The organism is Sunxiuqinia indica (assembly GCF_009847015.1).
In the GTDB taxonomy this organism is placed as follows: domain Bacteria; phylum Bacteroidota; class Bacteroidia; order Bacteroidales; family Prolixibacteraceae; genus Sunxiuqinia; species Sunxiuqinia indica.
This window is the reverse complement of sequence record NZ_WVEM01000004.1, coordinates 44,522-61,003: the sequence shown is the minus strand read 5'-3', so window position 1 is coordinate 61,003 and position 16,482 is coordinate 44,522. Positions and strand designations below refer to the sequence as shown.

The following is a 16,482-nucleotide window of genomic DNA, read 5'->3' as shown; positions in this document are numbered from 1 at the left end:
GAAGTATTAATATGAACTCTATTGATTATTCGTTAATAGTTGGAAGGGGGGCTTGGGAATTCTGTTTGGGTTATGTTGATTGTGTATTAAAAAATTCTTTGCTTCCAGGGTAATTGCGCGCACTGTAGGAGATGGAATTTTTATTTGCTTACAAGCTATTTGTTCAGCATACTCCCTGGCTCTCTCAATATTGCCATTTTCCTTGTAATGTTTGAAAAGACGATACAAAGGAATGAAACGACAGGGAATCATTTCTACAGCATGCTGATATCGCTGTAGTGCCAATCCTATTTTACCCGTTTGTTCATAATTATAGGCCAATAGCATTTGAAGATCATAGTCGTTAAATTTTTTCCGACATTCAGCCAATATAGCATTGCTCTGGATATAGTGGCCAACGTGGTTTAGTTCTGCTCCATAGTTATACAGAAAGAGGGGCTGTTTTTTTAGTGGCGAGTCGCGATATAGCTTTTCGTATTCAGGTAGCATTTTCTGAGTGTCTCCATTAAGTGATTTTATGGCTATTTTTTTCCATCTCATTTCCGCTTCAACATGTCCTATAATAATAAAGATACCTATTAAGGTAATGGCGAACAAACATACCCGAAATCCGATGTTTTTTGTCGAATATCCTATGTGGTAGTTTTTTTTCGGTAACAACAATGAAAGGTAAAAAACGAGCATAAGCCAAACAGGAGCGTAGTGAAATGGGTACGAAAAGCAAGCAAAAATGCTGATCGAAGTGAGTCCCGATAATAAAAAAGACGACCAATCATCTTTACTTTTTATAGCCCGGTAGACAATTACCGCATAAAGTCCTATAATAGTTAAGAGACCAGCGAAGCCAAATTCTACTGTGACCTTTAAAAACTCGTTAAACGGGTGTTTTACATTATCGGCCAACATAGCCAGTCCCGAGTTCGGATGTTTGTTGAAGTATACAGCTTGGTAGTCCATATATTCGGTTTGAAAAGAACCATAACCATGTCCTAACAGCGGTTTGTCTTTAATCATTTGCCACGAAACCTGCCAAATTAATAAACGCCCGTTGGCCGAATTTTTCTTTTGTTGATAAAGAAAGTAACAACCCCATAGCAGGGCAATAGCAATAGGAAGCAAAACCAATTTTCGCGGAAGAACAAGTTTAAGTAAGCGTTCTCGATATTCCAGTAATATAAAAACAATGAAGGCTAACGCAACGGCCAGGATTCCCGTTCTTGACCCGGAAAAGATAATTCCTGAAAGAATAATCAACTGACAGATAATAAGCCCACAGCGTTTCCATCCTTTTAAATTGTACAACAGGTATAAACCCAGCGGAAAAACTGCTGCAAGTACTGAAGTAAAACCTGCGGGGTTATCGAAGCTACCAGTTATGGTAAAGTAGCGGTGGCTCGACGGTAACCAGCCAGCAAATTGAAACAGTCCGTAAATAGCTTGTGCGAAACAAGCCAGGTAAATAGTCCATTTCGCTTGTCTATTGTTTAAACTATGCGGGTTGAATATCTTCCCATAAACTGAAAATAACAGAAGCAAGCATGATATAGCCAGCAACACAAAATAGGACTTCGGGCTATTCATTGAGTCGACAAATTTACCGGAAGTGAGAAATACACTCCCGGTAAAAATATTAGTGTATAGGACAAGCCCAATATTAGGGCGTTTTCTTTGGGTATACATATTCACCATGTAGCGATTGAAGCTCCTCTAGACTGAATGCATTTATGCCATATTTAATAACTCTAATTGAATCGGGGATGATAAGCTCAAATTCAAACAATTTTTTTTTCTTTCGAAAATGTTAGAAAAAAAGGTTTATTATATACGAACAATTCCAAGGTGTCTCTATGTGCCTTTGTTTTCAGCTTCGATAAATTTCGAGCTGATTCAGTTCGAGAAACTTTAAGTTTATTGTTTTTTGAGTTGTATTTTAAAATTACACTAGTGTGATTTTTGCTTGCACATCCTGCTAATCCCAAAATGCACATCATGACAACAATCGCTAATTTCATGTTCATTTTAAATTATAGTTTCACCCAAGATGAGACAAAGTAGATCAAGAAATAGGGTCAGTATCCTTTGACAGTACATGAGCTTGGTTTCATATACGGCTTTTATAAGGAAACTTTCTGGTGAAAATCCTGCCCTGCCTGTAAGCAAAGGAGTTTCCAAAAGATTATTGCAACGAGTAACCGAACTTGCTTTTCGTTTAATTCAGATTTGGCATCGGACACAACAAAAAACTGCGCAAAATTGATAAAAGAGAAGTATAAGTCGTGGTTGAGCCGTTTTTTTAAGTAAGAAGCCGTTTTACTATCTTGGGGATATAAAGAGTCAGTAAATTCCTGACTCATGACGACATTGTGCGATTCAAAAAAACTGTCAAAAACCATATCTTGTTTTGTTATGGTAGGTCCGAACATAATAGCAGTATCAACCCCTACGGTTGGACTATCACTCGGTTTGAAATCTAATTTTTCATCTTTCTCTTCAATTACTTCACTATAAAAACGGTAATAATGCTGCCTGTCTCGAATGAAAAGCAATTGATTAATTTTATGTAACTTTTCAGTATCGATAGAGTCTAAAAAGCCTATTTTCTTATTGATGGTTATATGCTGATAATATTCAAAATAGTCATTCAAAAATGTTTCGTACAACTTGGCTTCATCTTCAATTTTGTAGTTGGTATGTAATGTTTCAGTGAAAAATTTGTACATCTGCTTAGGAAGAGACGTATCAACCCTATTATCGCTGGCTATAATGTTCATATTTCCATAAATACAGCATAGATAAGATATAAGTAATAGATGTTTCATGACAGTGATTTTATATGTATCAATCAACAATCTAATTAGATTGTTGATTGATACAATTGCTTAATCGTTAAATGTTGTTATTGTTACAATTTTTCTTCCGGAAGGATTGTTTATATAATATTGATCTCTATCGTCCCACGAAGCTGAACCATTTTCTGCACAATCATTGGCCCAACAGTCTTCACCATCACCTGCATTATTGTAGTAACAAGCATCGTACAATCTAAAACTAGCCTCTTTTCCACCTAGTGTGCCATGGCCTTCAACGTAACAATCATCCGAACCTTTATCCCAGCGGAGTGTGCTGAAATCAAAATAAGCACTAGTGCTTGATGCTGGCATTTCGCCAATAAAATCAGTAACAGCCTCAAGAAGGTCTTGCATAGTCATATTCTTGAATTTGAACATACAGAATTTCTAAGCTTTAGTTTTTTATGCGAATGTTCTGTAAAGTTATTTTGCAAAAATGACACATCGTGTCATTTTGTAATTTGTAATAATTCTACATAATAAGTATTTGTGTTTTTATTGTAGGTTGCTTTTATATCGTCAATTTCATGAAGATATTTCAGAAGTCTAAAAAAAGTCCTCGTGCTGATTCCCAGTCTGTTTGAGAAGTGAATAGCATCGCCTTTTTCTCCGTTTGAAAACATTTCTTTCAATCTTTTGTAATTTTCAAGACACTTGATATCGCCCATTTATAATTTCCTTTGATAGTTTAATAAACTAAATCAGAATAAAGATTACATTGAAATATGGAGCTGTGTATAAGCTATTCATATGCAAATTTTGAAAAATAGAAATAAACAGATGTGGAATTTTGTTCAGATTATACCTGACAAATTGTTTTATTTCATTTTTCATAGTTTTTGGAGTTGTTGCCTTTATTTGGGCATGAGATTTAGATAGGCTCGTATAAACAAATGTCTTGGGGTAAGTCAAAGTGATTACAGTATAGTGTTTAAAGAGAAGACAATGAATTTAATTCATCAGCGAGAAAAGATTAGCTTATTCATTAGGCATCTAATTTTTCTCTCTTCTAAATATAATTTATAAAGTCCCTTGCTCCTGACGGCAAGGGGCTTTTTGTTTTAGAAGATCTTGGTGTATGGTAACTTTGACTTAAATAATCCGTTTTGTAGTTTTGTATAAACTCAATGAAATGCCGAAAATCTACGAATATTTAGGGATACTGGTTTATTTCTACTCCAATGAGCATGAGCCCATTCATGTGCATGCCAGAAAAGGGGAATTTGAAAGTAAGGCGGAGTTCTATATTGAGAACGGCGAAATTTTAGAGATTAAAATTACTTTGGTAAAAGGACAGGAGCCTTTGGTTGGACGGGATTTAAAAAATTTTAAGGATTTTTTAGCCGTTTATGCAAACCAAATCGTTGAAAAATGGGTAAACTATTTCGTGTATCATAAAGATGTTGAGTTTGAAAAGATAAATAGCAGACTGAAATGAAAATTGTTGAAGACTACCAAATACCCTATCAGGCCGAAACGATAAGAGTAGAGTCGGCCAAATATATCGGCGATTTCGCTGTAAGACTAAAGTTTTCCGATGGAAAAGAAAAACTCGTTGATTTTAAATCTTTCTTGATGAATTCTCGTCATCCCACGATCCAAAAGTATCAAAATGAGTCACTTTTTAAAGACTTCAAGATTGTAGAAGGGAATCTGAACTGGAATAATTATGACCTGATTTTTCCTGTATGGGATTTGTATACAGCCAATATTAAAGCCTGAAATTTTAGGCTATTGATAATCTCCCGGTTCTTCTATGATTTTCACTTTTTACCTCCCTTCCTGAAAATATTTTCGTCGATTTTGTTATTTTCATCTTCAGAAATAAAATCGGATATTATGAATGAATTAGCAGTAGGCACCAGGGTTTCGCACCCGGTATACGGCGAAGGAATTATCGCCCGCTCTCACCTGACCATCTATGAAATATTCTTCGAACGCGGGGGCAAGTCGGAAATGAGCAAGTACAACCCCGATTTGGAGGTGGTGGAAACACCCGAAACCGAACCGCGCACGGGTTTGTCGCTCGAAGAGCTTGAGGAGGTCATCACCTTTGTAATGGACAAATATCAGGGAATTACGCATACCGTAAAGATGGCTGAGAAATGGAAAGACGGCACCCTGGAAATGAAACCCGGCAATCCGGACTTACAGTCGAAGGAAATCCCAATCGATGGGTTTTTTCACAAAATCGTGATGCTGCGTGATCGCTTGCGGGTATTGGAGCAAAACATCAACAGCCACCCAAAGCTGGATGATGAAGATCGGATTCACCTGCAGCAATACATTACCCGGGCGTATGGCAGCCTGACAACCTTCAATGTGTTGTTTGCCGATAAAAAAGATTATTTCAAAGGGCAGGGGAAGTAGTTCTTGTAACCGTTTGTTTTAGTAGCTGGATTTTCTGATGCTTTATTGGACCGCGTAGCGGTTTGGGTATTGGATCAAGCCAAAAAGTAAAACCTGTCTGGTAAGACAATGATAGCGGGAGTGAATCCAGTTGCTGCCGCATGAGCTTTAATGATTTAAGTCCCCGACTTCGCCGCAAGGCGAAAAGCGGCGCAGGCCGTCAAAGTCGCCCGGGCCGTGCGCCGGAAAGAAAAAATCCTGACGTGAGGAGAAGGATCACTTTGACAAGATTTTTTCCTCCTTTTCATCGATTGGAAAAGGAGGTGCCCGTCCGGCACGAGGACAAATAAGCATCGATCAAAAAATAGCCATTTTGCGATGCGGCGCATGCCGGCAGCGAAATAGAAGAAATGGGGTTGGCCTATTTATGGTGTCAATAGCGTCATCATATAATCAATTTTTGTTAAATTGAAGCTTCATTCATTTTAACCAAAAATCATGAGCGATTTCAAACCTACCGAAAATCACATCGAGCTGTTACAAGCTATTCCCCCCAGCCAACTCAAACGTCCTTCCATGCCCATATCGGTCTACCTGCAGGAAGCCAACGACCTGTATTTATGGAGCAAGGACGACTGGCCCGAGCTGTTGGATGCGGGTTTGTCAGCCGAAGTGCTCGATACCTTCCTCCTGCGCTACGAGCTGTTGAGCTATTTCCAGTTGCAATGGAATAAAGAGAAGCGGCAGTCTCCCGCGATGATGGATGTCTTTCAGGATAAGCTCAGGGAAGGAAAGCAATTACATGTTAGCGTTACGAAAAGCCTTCGGTATGCCTTCCGCAAGCACCCGAAGCTGCAGGAAAAGCTACGGCAAATTGCCCGGGTAAGTCCGCATGCGGCACTTTACCAATCGCTGAATGACTTGGCCGTGTTGGGCGAAGCTCACCAGGACTTACTTCAAGCCATTCATTTCGATACAAGAGCGCTTGCTCAGGCGCGGCAACTGTCCGATGAACTTCCAGGGCTGGCTGCCGCCGCCCACCCACCGCGGGGCGAAACAAAAGACCTGCGCGACCGCGCCTATGCTTACTTCAAGGAGGCGGTAGACGAACTGTACAGCTGTGGCAAATACGTGTTTCGGAATAATGAGGACAGGCGAATTGGCTACCGGAGCCAGTACATGCATCGGAAGGGCAGGGCTCGAAAACAATCGCGAAATAGTAAAAAAGCAGTTGCAGAACACCGAAAAGACTCTGCAGAACAGTTGAGAGAGCGTGCAGAATAAAATAATTAGTATGCAGAACACTATATGTTAGGTGCGGAACTGTTCTTCATAGCGATTTTAGTGTTCTGTAAGACAAATCTGATGTTCTGCAAGCGGAATTTAATAACAGGGACCGGATACACTTAACAGGGCTTTCTTCAGTAGCTACAGGTTTCTGTTGAATTTCAAAAAAAAACTTTTCTTCCTCTTGCAGGTTATAACCTAAAAGCTGCAACTTTGCAGGATTAAACAACGCAAGCTATGACTACACTCGCAGGATTCATTAAGGGTTTGCCCAAGGTTGAACTTCACTTACACATTGAAGGCACCCTGGAGCCGGAGTTACTTTTTAAGTTGGCCGATCGGAACAACATCCGGCTGAAATACGACTCGGTGGAGGAACTGAAGCAGGCTTACCAATTCTCTAACCTGCAGGAGTTCCTGAATTTGTATTACGAAGGCGCACAGGTATTGCTCAGGGAGCAGGATTTTTACGATCTCACCTGGGCCTACCTCGAAAAGTGCAAAGCGCAAAATGTAGTCCATACCGAAATCTTTTTCGATCCGCAAACGCATACCGAACGAGGTATTTTGTTTGCAACGGTCATCAATGGTATCAACAGAGCCTTGCAAGATGGTCGCGAAAAACTGGCAATCAGCAGCAAGTTGATTATGTGCTTTCTGCGACACCTTGATGAAGCATCGGCTTTTAAAACATTGGAGGAAGCGCTCGACTATAAAGATCTGATTGTAGGCGTTGGATTGGATTCATCGGAGAAAGGCAATCCTCCGTCCAAGTTTGAACGGGTGTTTGCCAAAGCTCGCGACGAAGGCTTCCTCAGCTTTGCCCACGCCGGAGAAGAAGGCCCGGCAAGCTATGTGAAAGATGCGGTAGAGCTCTTGAAAGTCGTTCGGATCGATCATGGAATTTCATCCATTGACGATGAATACCTGGTGGCCGAGCTGGTGCAAAAGCAAATTCCTTTAACGGTCTGCCCATTGTCCAACTTGGCCTTGCAGGCTGTCGATGACTTGAAAAATCATCCGCTTAAAAAGCTGATGGATCATGGAGTGCTGGTCACGATTAATTCCGACGATCCGGCCTATTTTGGCGGGTACATGAATGAAAATTTTGAAGCTTCGGCCCAGTCTCTGGGACTGAGCAAAGGCGATTTGTGCCAGTTGGCTCGCAATGCCGTAGTGGCCAGCCTGCTTCCCGAACAAGAAAAGGAGCAGCACTTTCATGCTATAGAGCAGTATTGCCGCGAAAATGCCTGAAAGCATGTCAACAAAAAGCTGGGCGACGATGAGTTGTTGGAAGTTATTGCTCCGTTTATCCCGGCTCCATTGCTGGATAAATCGCTGAGCATGAACTACCGGCATTGGATGAAGAAAAAATCGGACGAAAAGTATGTAATTTACTTTAGCCGATAAGGGCGATTGACAACTTTGTCAGGTTGCGAGATTTCGTGCCCTGATTAATTATACGACAAGCTTTCTGTCCGGCATACAGGATACCAAAGGATGGTTTTTGCTTGTTGTTTTTCTTCTTTTGTAGTACAATCAATAAACTATAGATGAAAACCGTATGAGTGAATCAATTTTTAAACAATATCCACAAGAACGCAAGCTTTTATCCGAAGTGTTGGAGGTGAGTGAAAATATACTTCCGGTGAATGGACATTTCCATACACCCTATTCGTTTAGTGCATTTTCCGAAATTATTCAGGTTTTTGAAATGGCTGAAGAGGAAGGAGTGAAGGTGTTAGGAATTAATGACTTTTACACAACTGATGGTTACGTTGAATTTAACAGGCAAGCCAAGAAGTTTAATATCTTCCCTTTATTCAATATTGAATTTATGGCTTTGCAAAAGGATTTGCAGGCTGAAGGTGTTCGGGTAAATGACCCTAACAATCCCGGGAGAACTTATTTTAGTGGTAAAGGATTGAAGTATCCGGTTGAGATGAATGCCAAAATGCTTGAGCGTTTGTTGTCCGTTCAGGATGAGAGCAATCGGCAAACGGCAGAGATGATAGAGAAATTGAATGCCTGGTTGAAAGAATTAGGCGAAGATATAAACTTCTCATTTGATAAGATGAAAGCAACATACGCGAAAAACCTACTTCGCGAACGTCATATTGCCAAAGCATTGCGAGAAGCTATTGCTGCCAAATACACTTCCGAAGAACAGCAAAAAGCAGTTTGGGAAAAAATATTTAGTGGAAAAGAGCCGAAGTCTGCGATGGATGATTTTGCCGGATTGGAAAATGAAATTCGTGGGAACCTACTAAAGTCTGGAGGAAAAGCATTTGTTGCGGAAGATGACAAAGCTTTTTTAAGTTTGGAGCAGGTGATTGACTTAATTACTCACGCTGGGGGCATCCCTTGCTACCCGGTTTTATTGGATAACCCGAAAGGTGAGTTCACCGATTTTGAGGGTGACTATGAAAAACTATACCAGAGCTTACTTGCTAAAAATGTCTATTCACTGGAATTGATTCCGGGAAGAAATAATCCTGAGATTTTAGAGAAGTTTGTCAACTTCTTCAACGATAAAGGATTTGTAATTACGTTTGGTACCGAGCACAACACGCCGAAGCTTGATCCAATAACTATTTTTGGTGGCGATGGGAAAGAGCTTAGCCCTGCAATGAAAAAAATCGGGTACGAAGGAGCATGCGTTGTCGCAGCACATCAATACTTGTTGGCCAGCGATAAAGAGGGTTTTCTGGATGCAACCGGTAAAGCCAAGTTGTCCGAGCGTGATGAGTTTGTAGCCCTGGGGCATGCAGTCATCAGTCACTTTGTGAAATAGCAAACGGCTACAATGATCTTGTGTGGGACGAACGGCAGAAGGGGGGCGGAAACTCACGAAGACATGCAACTTGGAATTTGAAACATGAATTTTGGAATTTAATACAATTATGGAACAAGGAATAAAAGACCTCATTGAAGTATCGCAGTTTTATGGCAAACAGAAAGACTACGTGTTGGCCGGAGGTGGTAATACTTCATACAAAAACGATAAATATATTTGGATTAAAGCCAGTGGATTTGCATTGGCAACGATTGAAGAGAATGGCTTTGCCAAGTTAGATCGTTCGATATTGGCCGAAGTACATACCAAACAATACTCTGATGATGTATTGAAACGAGAGGATGAAATTGTTAAAGACTTGATGAAAAGCCGGGTGGAACCGGAGAAAGGACAGCGACCTTCGGTTGAAACTTCATTACACAACCTGATTGATTATTCGCTGGTCGTGCACACCCATTCAACCAAAGTAAACGGTTTGATGTGTAGTAACCAGGTCGCTGAAAAAACAGCAGAACTGTTTGGTGATGATGTGCTTTATATTGGCTACGAGGACCCGGGATATATTCTGTTTAAAGTGATTGAAAAGGAAATTCTCAAGTACCGCGCAGAAAAAGGAAAAGAACCTGCCGTTATTTTCCTGCAAAACCACGGGGTGTTTGTTGGTGGAAACTCAATTGAGGAAATTCATGTGGCCTACAATGAGATTGATGAGAAATTGAACGCTGCTTATGGCGAAGAACCTCTAAATGAAGTTTTACCTGTCCATTCAAGTGCCGACAAAATTATTCCTGCCATTCGTATGATGGTTTCTGGCGACGGATTAAAAACTGTTCAGCTGGCAAACAGCACGCTGTTAGATAAATACTTGCAAAAAGAAAATCGCCAGGCTATTTCTTTACCCTTTACTCCTGATGGTATTGTGTATGCCAATTCATCTTATTTGTATGTTGATTTTAAGGAAGATGTAGCGGCATTTTTAACAGATGTAAAAGCCGGAATTGAAAACTATCAATCAGAAAAAGGAAAATTACCGAAAGTGATTTTTGCTTCCGGATTGGGTGTTATTGTCATGGCCGATCATGCTGAAGGAGCCGGGATTTTGGTCGATGTAGTGACCGATCACTGTCGTATCGCTCAATTCGCCGATTCGTTTGGTGGGCAGCATCCCATGAGCAAAGCACAAATCGAATTCATCGAAAGCTGGGAAGTGGAACAGTATCGTTCTAAAATATCGCTTGGAGCAACAGCAGGTCGCGTTGATCGCAAGGTTATTATTGTAACCGGCGGAGCTCAGGGGTTTGGTGCAGGTATCGTGGAAGAACTGATGAATCACGGAGCAAATGTGGTAATCGCAGACTTGAATGCTGAAAAAGGACAGGAATTCGCCACTGAACTGAATGCTGTTAAAAGAAAAAATAAGGCTCTGTTTGTAAAAGCTGATGTTTCGAATGCAGACTCAGTAAATAATCTGGTTTTTGAAACGGTCATTAATTTTGGTGGCTTGGATGCTTTTATCAGTAATGCCGGCATTCTTCGTGCAGGGGGTTTGGATGAAATGACTCCTGAAACTTTTGAGTTGATGACGAAGGTGAATTACTCAGCTTATTTTATTTGTTCAAAATATGCTTCGGCAGTTATGAAATTGCAAAACCAGTTTAATCCGGATCATTTTGCGGATATCATTCAAATTAACTCAAAATCGGGACTGAAAGGAAGTAACAAGAACTTTGCTTATGCCGGTGGTAAATTTGGTGGAATTGGCTTAACTCAGTCGTTCGCTTTGGAATTAATGCCATCAAGAATCAAGGTGAATTCCATTTGTCCGGGTAACTTTTTCGATGGGCCACTTTGGGCTGATCCGGAAAACGGATTGTTTGTGCAGTACTTACGAGCGGGGAAAGTACCGGGAGCTAAAACCATTGAAGATGTGAAGAAATTCTACGAAGCGCAGGTGCCTGCCGGCCGTGGATGTACGCCACTTGATGTGATGAGAGCCATCTTTTACGTGATGGAGCAGGAATACGAAACCGGGCAGGCAGTACCTGTAACCGGCGGACAAAATATGTTGAAATAAGGGATATTTGTCCTTTTTGAGGGAGTCTTCCTGAACTTGTTTCAGGATCTCTTTGCAGACAGATTCCGAAACAAGTTTGGAATGACGGGTTATTGAAAAATGAAAAAATAAGACAATATGAAAACAAAAGCAGTTCGATTATACGGTAAAAAAGATTTGCGTTTGGAAGAATTTGAACTTCCCGCAATCAAAGATGATGAGATTTTAGCCAAAGTAGTTTCCGACAGTATTTGTATGTCGTCGTACAAAGCAGCAACACAGGGAACCGATCACAAGCGTATCCCAAATGATGTGGCTGAGAAGCCAATTTTAATTGGCCATGAGTTTGCCGGCGAAATTGTTGAAGTGGGGGCTAAATGGCAGAATAAATTCAAGGCAGGTCAGAAATATTCGATTCAGCCTGCTATCTATTACAAGGATGGTCCTGTTGGAGTGCTCAGCGCTCCGGGTTATTCGTACCAGTTTATTGGTGGCGATGCGACTTATGTGATCATTCCGAAAGATGTGTTGGAGCAGGATTGCCTGCTGGCTTATGAAGGACCAGGTTATTATCCGGCATCATTAGCTGAGCCGTTAAGCTGTGTAATTGGTGCGATGCATGCCAATTATCATACCACTCCCGGATCGTACAAGCACGATATGGAAATTGTTGATGGTGGAAAAATGGCGATTCTGGCAGGAGTTGGCCCCATGGGATTGGCAGCGATCAATTATGTGATTATGCGTGAAGACCGTAAACCATCATTAATGGTTGTAACCGATATTGATCAGGCACGTTTGGACAGAGCGGCAACCATTTATTCTCCCGAATGGGCGAAATCAAAAGGGATTGAGTTGGTTTACCTGAATACAAGCGGTGAAGATCCTGTTGGTAAACTGCGTGGTCTGACTAATGATGAAGGTTATAACGACGTTTTTGTTTTTGCTCCTGTACCTCCGGTAATCGAGCAAGGCGATGCCATTCTTTCAAATGATGGATGTTTGAACTTTTTTGCTGGTCCGAGCAATACTGATTTTAGTGCTAAAATGAATTTCTATAACGTACACTATGGCTCAACGCACATTGTGGGTACGTCAGGAGGAAATAATGATGACATGGTTGAATCGCTCGAGATGTTCGGAAAGGGACTGGATCCTGCCGGATTAGTAACCCATATTGGTGGGTTGAATGCCGTGATTGATACAACTCTTGACTTGCCGAATATTCCGGGAGGAAAGAAATTAATTTACACCCATAAGGAAATTCCGTTAACAGCCATTTCTGAATTTAAAGAAAAGGGTAAATCTGATCCTTTATTTGCTAAGTTGCACGAAATATGTGAGAATAATAACGAACTTTGGTCCGTCGAAGCTGAAGATTATCTTCTGGCAAATGCGAAAGATATTTAATTGAAAATTTAAAATAAACGAACTGACGCAGGATTATATTGATAGTTGAAAACTCTCAATGAGTCTTGCGTTTTTTGTTGCAAAAAAGTAAAACGTTATGATTTACATGGCAGACACGGCTGATATTAAAGCCTTGAAGGAACTATACAATTTTTTCCCTCTAGAAGGAGTTACAACAAATCCGACGATACTAAAACAGTCGGGAATGAAACTTTCAGTTGCTATTGATGAGGTTTCGAAAATTGTGGGCGATGGTATGATGCATGTTCAGGTAATGAGCTCTACTTCTGACGAAATTGTGAAAGAAGCGAAAAAGTACAAAACGTATTTCGATTTGGGTGATAACTTTTATGCCAAAATCCCGGTTTTCCCGGAAGGGTTCAAAGCTATGCGTATTCTGAAAGATGCTGGAATAAAAGTAACAGCAACAGCCATTTTCACACAGCAGCAAGCCTTGGTGGCTGCGAAAGCCGGAGCCGACTTTGTTGCTCCGTATGTTAGTCGCTTAGACAATATTTCGTCACACGGTATCGAAGTCGTACGTGACATTGCCAGAAATATGGACGAATACAAATTAGATACAAAAGTACTGGCCGCCAGCTTTAAAACAGTTGACCAAATTTACCGGGTCAGTATGAATGGTTCTCATTCGGCAACAATTAGCCCCGATTTATTGATGCAATTAATCAAACACCCCATGACTGACATTAGTATCGCTCAGTTTGAAAAAGATGGTGCAGATTTATATGACATTGAAATATAGTTAAATCATATTGATAAAAGTGAAGAAAGAGCGGTCTGATGATCTCTCTTTTTTTGTTTCTGTAAGTCTGATTCTGACACGCTTTCCGTTTCTCCCATATTGTGTTTTTAACGTAGAGTAATCTTTATTTCATGACAGCTTTACTGAGAGCTCTAAAAATGTATTAAGTACAAATGTTCTTCGTTAAGCAATATCGTCCGCTATGAAATATCTTGTTTACCACGAGAGTCATCATAAAAGCATTTATTCTTCAGCAGGAGTAAATAGTACAATCTCATTTTCTGAAGGTTTCAACGTTTGTAAATAAGCAAAAATGGCTTTTAAATCTTCAGTTTTCATGCCGGCATAAAATGTCCAGGGCATTAAAGTTTGAAACTCTCCCGGTGCAACTTTAATTCGTTCGAACGCTGAATCGGAGAACGTCCGAAACCGATCAATAAAATCTTTCTCTGTCCAATATCCAATTCCTGATTCGGTCGGTGTAATATTCGCTGAGCGTAAAACAGAACCATCAGGAAACCCAAATTCCATTCCTCCACCAAACGGATCACCAACAAACTTACCCTTTTCCTGTCGGGTGTGACAATCCATGCAGGCAGCAGCATTTACCAAATATTTGCCATAATTAATCTGATCTGATTCATCAGGCTTTTTTGAGGGATTAGCTTTTTTAGGAATCGTGTTAATAATTATATTCATCGGAAAATCAGGAGATGATGCTTCCGGGGTATTTTCTATTGGTGCCAATGAACGCAAGTACGCAATAACTGACTTAATATCCTCCACGTCAACTTCGCCATAGTGTGGATGTGGCATTAATGGAAACAGCGCCCGGCCATCTTTTGAAACCCCACTCGTAATTGCCCTGAATATCTCGCCATCGGTCCATGTACTGAGTTTTGACGGTGTAATATTTGGAGATACAAATCGACCGGGGAATCCCATGACCTGATCAAATACCTCGCCTCCCTGGCCTTTTGTTCCCGGAACCATTGGCGCAGCGAAAACACTGAAATCGCGCCTCGAATGACAATCAATACAAGACATCACATGGTTGGCCAGGTATTCTCCGCGCTCAATACGTTCTGGTGTCAATTCGACTTTCATATCGGGTGCTTGGCCAACGTTTGGGAGCATAACTTTCACATAGAATACCAATGCTACGACAACCAATACGATAAATGCTAATGCAGAGACAGTAATCTTAACGGTTAATTTTTTCATAAGAAGGATTTTGATTTACTTGCGCACCATATAAAATTAAGACATATTAAAAGACTTTTAGATCTTTTAATGTATGCTCGATAGCATGTATTCACCTCCCGTCTAAAAAATTAAGTCTCGTGGTGACGTCTTTGATATTACCCATTTAGGCACGAAGAAAGGGCTAACGATATGCATAATCATTAGCCCTTTCTTTCCATAGTACCAGAATGGTTTTATTCGCGTAATATCCTTTTTTCAATATATTTGGAGTTCATCAAACGAAGCACTCCCATGTAGTCCATTTCAAATTCGAGCTGAGACCCAACCTGATAGTTTTCCTTGTTTTTACCCAGATCGACAACCAGCATGTCGGAAGAAGCCCCAACAATTTTAAGGTCTTTATTTCTTAGTTTGATGTGTTTCTCGTCAATGTCCAAAAGTCCTAAATCGATTAATGCGCGGTGTGATTTTTCGGTTTGGACATCATCTCCAAAAATGATGGTTTCGCCCAGTAAATTTTTACCAAGTTCGCCAATCGGGCGCATGCGTTTTTCGGTGAGCTCGATAATTTCGGCATGTAGCTTAAACACATTGTTTTCCATTTGCGGAAATGTTTCGTTGTTGTAAACGTCGGTTCCCAGAAAAAATGTTTCGCCAATGCGAAAATGGTTGATCCCTTTCGGCAGCAGCCCTTGAAAGATCAGAGGAACAGTTACCGAAGCCCCTCCTGATACGTACTCAATCTCTTTGTTGAACTTGGCCTCGATAAGTTGCTCATATAAACAAAGCTGAACCAGTTTGTCGTGACTGGGTAAAATTCCGTACATGCACGTCAGGTTGGTTCCAATACCAACAACTTTAATATTCGGGAGTTTGAAAACCGCGTCATAAAAATCAAGAAACTCCTCTTGCAATACGCCTTCCCGCAACTCACCCGTCTCAATCATAATGATGATCTTGTGCATCTTTCCTTGCTTTTTAGCTTCCTTTGAAAGTCGCTCAATGGTGTCAATCTCAGTATTAAAACTAATGTCCGCATACGTTACAATTTCATCAATCGAATGCTTTGGAGGTGGTTTTATATAAACCGTTTCAACTTCTTCTGATATTGATTTAATCATCTTCAGGTTTGAAACTCGAGAGTCACACATTTGTTTTATTCCCAGTTTAATGACTTCTTCCAGGTAGGTCTTGTTTCCGCACAACATCTTTGAAACAACAGCCCATGTAATGCCATTTTTTGAAAGTAATTTTTCAAGATAGTCGTAGTTCTTTTTTAGTTTCTTGGTGTCTAATGTGATAAATGCCATAATTTAGTTTTGCCTTTTAGTCTTCCTTGTATATTCAATTTTCTATTTATCTAAGTGAAATAGTGACGCAGGGATTTACTCCAAAACAAGGTGTCTTGGTTTTTGATAAACGCTTTTGTATTTCCCTCTGGAAATATCTTTGGTTTCTTGAGTTCATTTCATTTTTAAATTTCTGGGTAGACCGCTATTTTTAAAGAGGTAAGCGAATGTGCAGTTTGCCTGTATATGTAGATTCCGTTCTTTATCTGAGAGTTTGGCCTGATATTTAAAGAGATCATAATTTCCTTTGTTTTACCATCAACAGAACAAACAACTGCAATCTGACATTGTTCGTATTTTTTTAATCCACGAATTTTTCAGAAGCTCTTCCACCGGGATCGTCAACTTTATGAGTGCCTTTCCGCATTTTTTTTGTGTGACGAAAAAAGGTGGTTTCTAAAAAAACCACCTCTAGTCAC

General features: G+C 40.4%; 14 protein-coding genes. 9 read left to right on the top strand and 5 right to left on the bottom strand.

From position 1 onward, the window contains the following. Positions 1-18 precede the first annotated feature (18 nt). The 3 genes from GR929_RS07290 to GR929_RS07280 all read right to left on the bottom strand — a co-directional run bounded on the left by GR929_RS07290 (position 19) and on the right by GR929_RS07280 (position 3,209). The gene (locus GR929_RS07290; protein WP_159518343.1) at positions 19-1,581 is read right to left on the bottom strand and encodes an O-antigen ligase family protein; all 1,563 of its coding nucleotides are present in this window, start codon (positions 1,579-1,581) and stop codon (positions 19-21) included. Positions 1,582-2,114: 533 nt separating this feature from the next. Continuing rightward, the gene (locus GR929_RS07285; protein WP_159518341.1) at positions 2,115-2,819 is read right to left on the bottom strand and encodes a hypothetical protein; all 705 of its coding nucleotides are present in this window, start codon (positions 2,817-2,819) and stop codon (positions 2,115-2,117) included. A 60-nt stretch (positions 2,820-2,879) separates the two neighbouring features. After that, positions 2,880-3,209: a hypothetical protein gene (locus GR929_RS07280; protein ID WP_159518339.1), complete on the bottom strand. Its 330-nt coding sequence runs from the start codon at positions 3,207-3,209 to the stop codon at positions 2,880-2,882. A 772-nt stretch (positions 3,210-3,981) separates the two neighbouring features. Here GR929_RS07280 and GR929_RS07275 point away from each other — a divergent pair. The 9 genes from GR929_RS07275 (at position 3,982) to GR929_RS07235 (ending at position 13,508) form a co-directional block, all read left to right on the top strand. Beyond that, entirely contained in the window at positions 3,982-4,287 is a 306-nt protein-coding gene (locus GR929_RS07275) for a DUF4160 domain-containing protein (RefSeq protein ID WP_159518338.1), read from the top strand. Next, positions 4,284-4,571, top strand: a complete 288-nt coding sequence (locus tag GR929_RS07270; RefSeq protein ID WP_159518336.1) for a DUF2442 domain-containing protein — start codon at positions 4,284-4,286, stop codon at positions 4,569-4,571. Before GR929_RS07275 ends, GR929_RS07270 begins: the two co-directional genes overlap by 4 nt. Positions 4,572-4,688: 117 nt before the next feature. Next, positions 4,689-5,219 (top strand): hypothetical protein, encoded by a 531-nt coding sequence (locus GR929_RS07265; RefSeq protein WP_159518334.1) that lies wholly within the window; start codon positions 4,689-4,691, stop codon positions 5,217-5,219. A gap of 477 nt (positions 5,220-5,696) precedes the next feature. Beyond that, a complete protein-coding gene (locus GR929_RS07260) occupies positions 5,697-6,482 on the top strand; it encodes a hypothetical protein (RefSeq protein WP_159518332.1) in 786 nt (261 codons plus the stop codon). Between the two features lie 240 nt (positions 6,483-6,722). Next, complete coding sequence (locus tag GR929_RS07255) at positions 6,723-7,739, top strand: adenosine deaminase (protein ID WP_159518330.1); 1,017 nt, start codon at positions 6,723-6,725, stop codon at positions 7,737-7,739. Positions 7,740-8,049: 310 nt separating this feature from the next. Continuing rightward, a complete protein-coding gene (locus tag GR929_RS07250; protein ID WP_159518328.1) occupies positions 8,050-9,279 on the top strand; it encodes a PHP domain-containing protein in 1,230 nt (409 codons plus the stop codon). Between the two features lie 109 nt (positions 9,280-9,388). Next, a complete protein-coding gene (locus tag GR929_RS07245) occupies positions 9,389-11,356 on the top strand; it encodes an SDR family NAD(P)-dependent oxidoreductase (protein ID WP_159518326.1) in 1,968 nt (655 codons plus the stop codon). Between the two features lie 117 nt (positions 11,357-11,473). Then, positions 11,474-12,745: a zinc-binding dehydrogenase gene (locus GR929_RS07240; RefSeq protein ID WP_159518324.1), complete on the top strand. Its 1,272-nt coding sequence runs from the start codon at positions 11,474-11,476 to the stop codon at positions 12,743-12,745. Between the two features lie 97 nt (positions 12,746-12,842). Beyond that, positions 12,843-13,508, top strand: a complete 666-nt coding sequence (locus GR929_RS07235) for a transaldolase family protein (protein WP_159518322.1) — start codon at positions 12,843-12,845, stop codon at positions 13,506-13,508. Positions 13,509-13,751: 243 nt separating this feature from the next. On the opposite strand, the gene GR929_RS07230 is transcribed toward GR929_RS07235, so the two are convergent. Together GR929_RS07230 and GR929_RS07225 are read right to left on the bottom strand one after the other, a co-directional pair. Beyond that, positions 13,752-14,732 (bottom strand): c-type cytochrome, encoded by a 981-nt coding sequence (locus tag GR929_RS07230; RefSeq protein WP_159518320.1) that lies wholly within the window; start codon positions 14,730-14,732, stop codon positions 13,752-13,754. A 215-nt stretch (positions 14,733-14,947) separates the two neighbouring features. Then, the gene (locus GR929_RS07225; RefSeq protein WP_159518318.1) at positions 14,948-16,024 is read right to left on the bottom strand and encodes an alanine racemase; all 1,077 of its coding nucleotides are present in this window, start codon (positions 16,022-16,024) and stop codon (positions 14,948-14,950) included. Positions 16,025-16,482: the final 458 nt, after the last annotated feature.

What these genes read in the sequence shown, in the direction of transcription:
- GR929_RS07245 (WP_159518326.1), top strand. Translation starts at nt 9,389, where the DNA reads ATGGAACAAGGAATAAAAGACCTCATTGAAGTATCGCAGTTTTATGGC.
- GR929_RS07280 (WP_159518339.1), bottom strand. Translation starts at nt 3,209, where the DNA reads ATGACTATGCAAGACCTTCTTGAGGCTGTTACTGATTTTATTGGCGAA.
- GR929_RS07250 (WP_159518328.1), top strand. Translation starts at nt 8,050, where the DNA reads ATGAGTGAATCAATTTTTAAACAATATCCACAAGAACGCAAGCTTTTA.
- GR929_RS07225 (WP_159518318.1), bottom strand. Translation starts at nt 16,024, where the DNA reads ATGGCATTTATCACATTAGACACCAAGAAACTAAAAAAGAACTACGAC.
- GR929_RS07290 (WP_159518343.1), bottom strand. Translation starts at nt 1,581, where the DNA reads ATGAATAGCCCGAAGTCCTATTTTGTGTTGCTGGCTATATCATGCTTG.
- GR929_RS07260 (WP_159518332.1), top strand. Translation starts at nt 5,697, where the DNA reads ATGAGCGATTTCAAACCTACCGAAAATCACATCGAGCTGTTACAAGCT.
- GR929_RS07240 (WP_159518324.1), top strand. Translation starts at nt 11,474, where the DNA reads ATGAAAACAAAAGCAGTTCGATTATACGGTAAAAAAGATTTGCGTTTG.
- GR929_RS07285 (WP_159518341.1), bottom strand. Translation starts at nt 2,819, where the DNA reads ATGAAACATCTATTACTTATATCTTATCTATGCTGTATTTATGGAAAT.
- GR929_RS07270 (WP_159518336.1), top strand. Translation starts at nt 4,284, where the DNA reads ATGAAAATTGTTGAAGACTACCAAATACCCTATCAGGCCGAAACGATA.
- GR929_RS07275 (WP_159518338.1), top strand. Translation starts at nt 3,982, where the DNA reads ATGCCGAAAATCTACGAATATTTAGGGATACTGGTTTATTTCTACTCC.
- GR929_RS07235 (WP_159518322.1), top strand. Translation starts at nt 12,843, where the DNA reads ATGATTTACATGGCAGACACGGCTGATATTAAAGCCTTGAAGGAACTA.
- GR929_RS07265 (WP_159518334.1), top strand. Translation starts at nt 4,689, where the DNA reads ATGAATGAATTAGCAGTAGGCACCAGGGTTTCGCACCCGGTATACGGC.
- GR929_RS07255 (WP_159518330.1), top strand. Translation starts at nt 6,723, where the DNA reads ATGACTACACTCGCAGGATTCATTAAGGGTTTGCCCAAGGTTGAACTT.
- GR929_RS07230 (WP_159518320.1), bottom strand. Translation starts at nt 14,732, where the DNA reads ATGAAAAAATTAACCGTTAAGATTACTGTCTCTGCATTAGCATTTATC.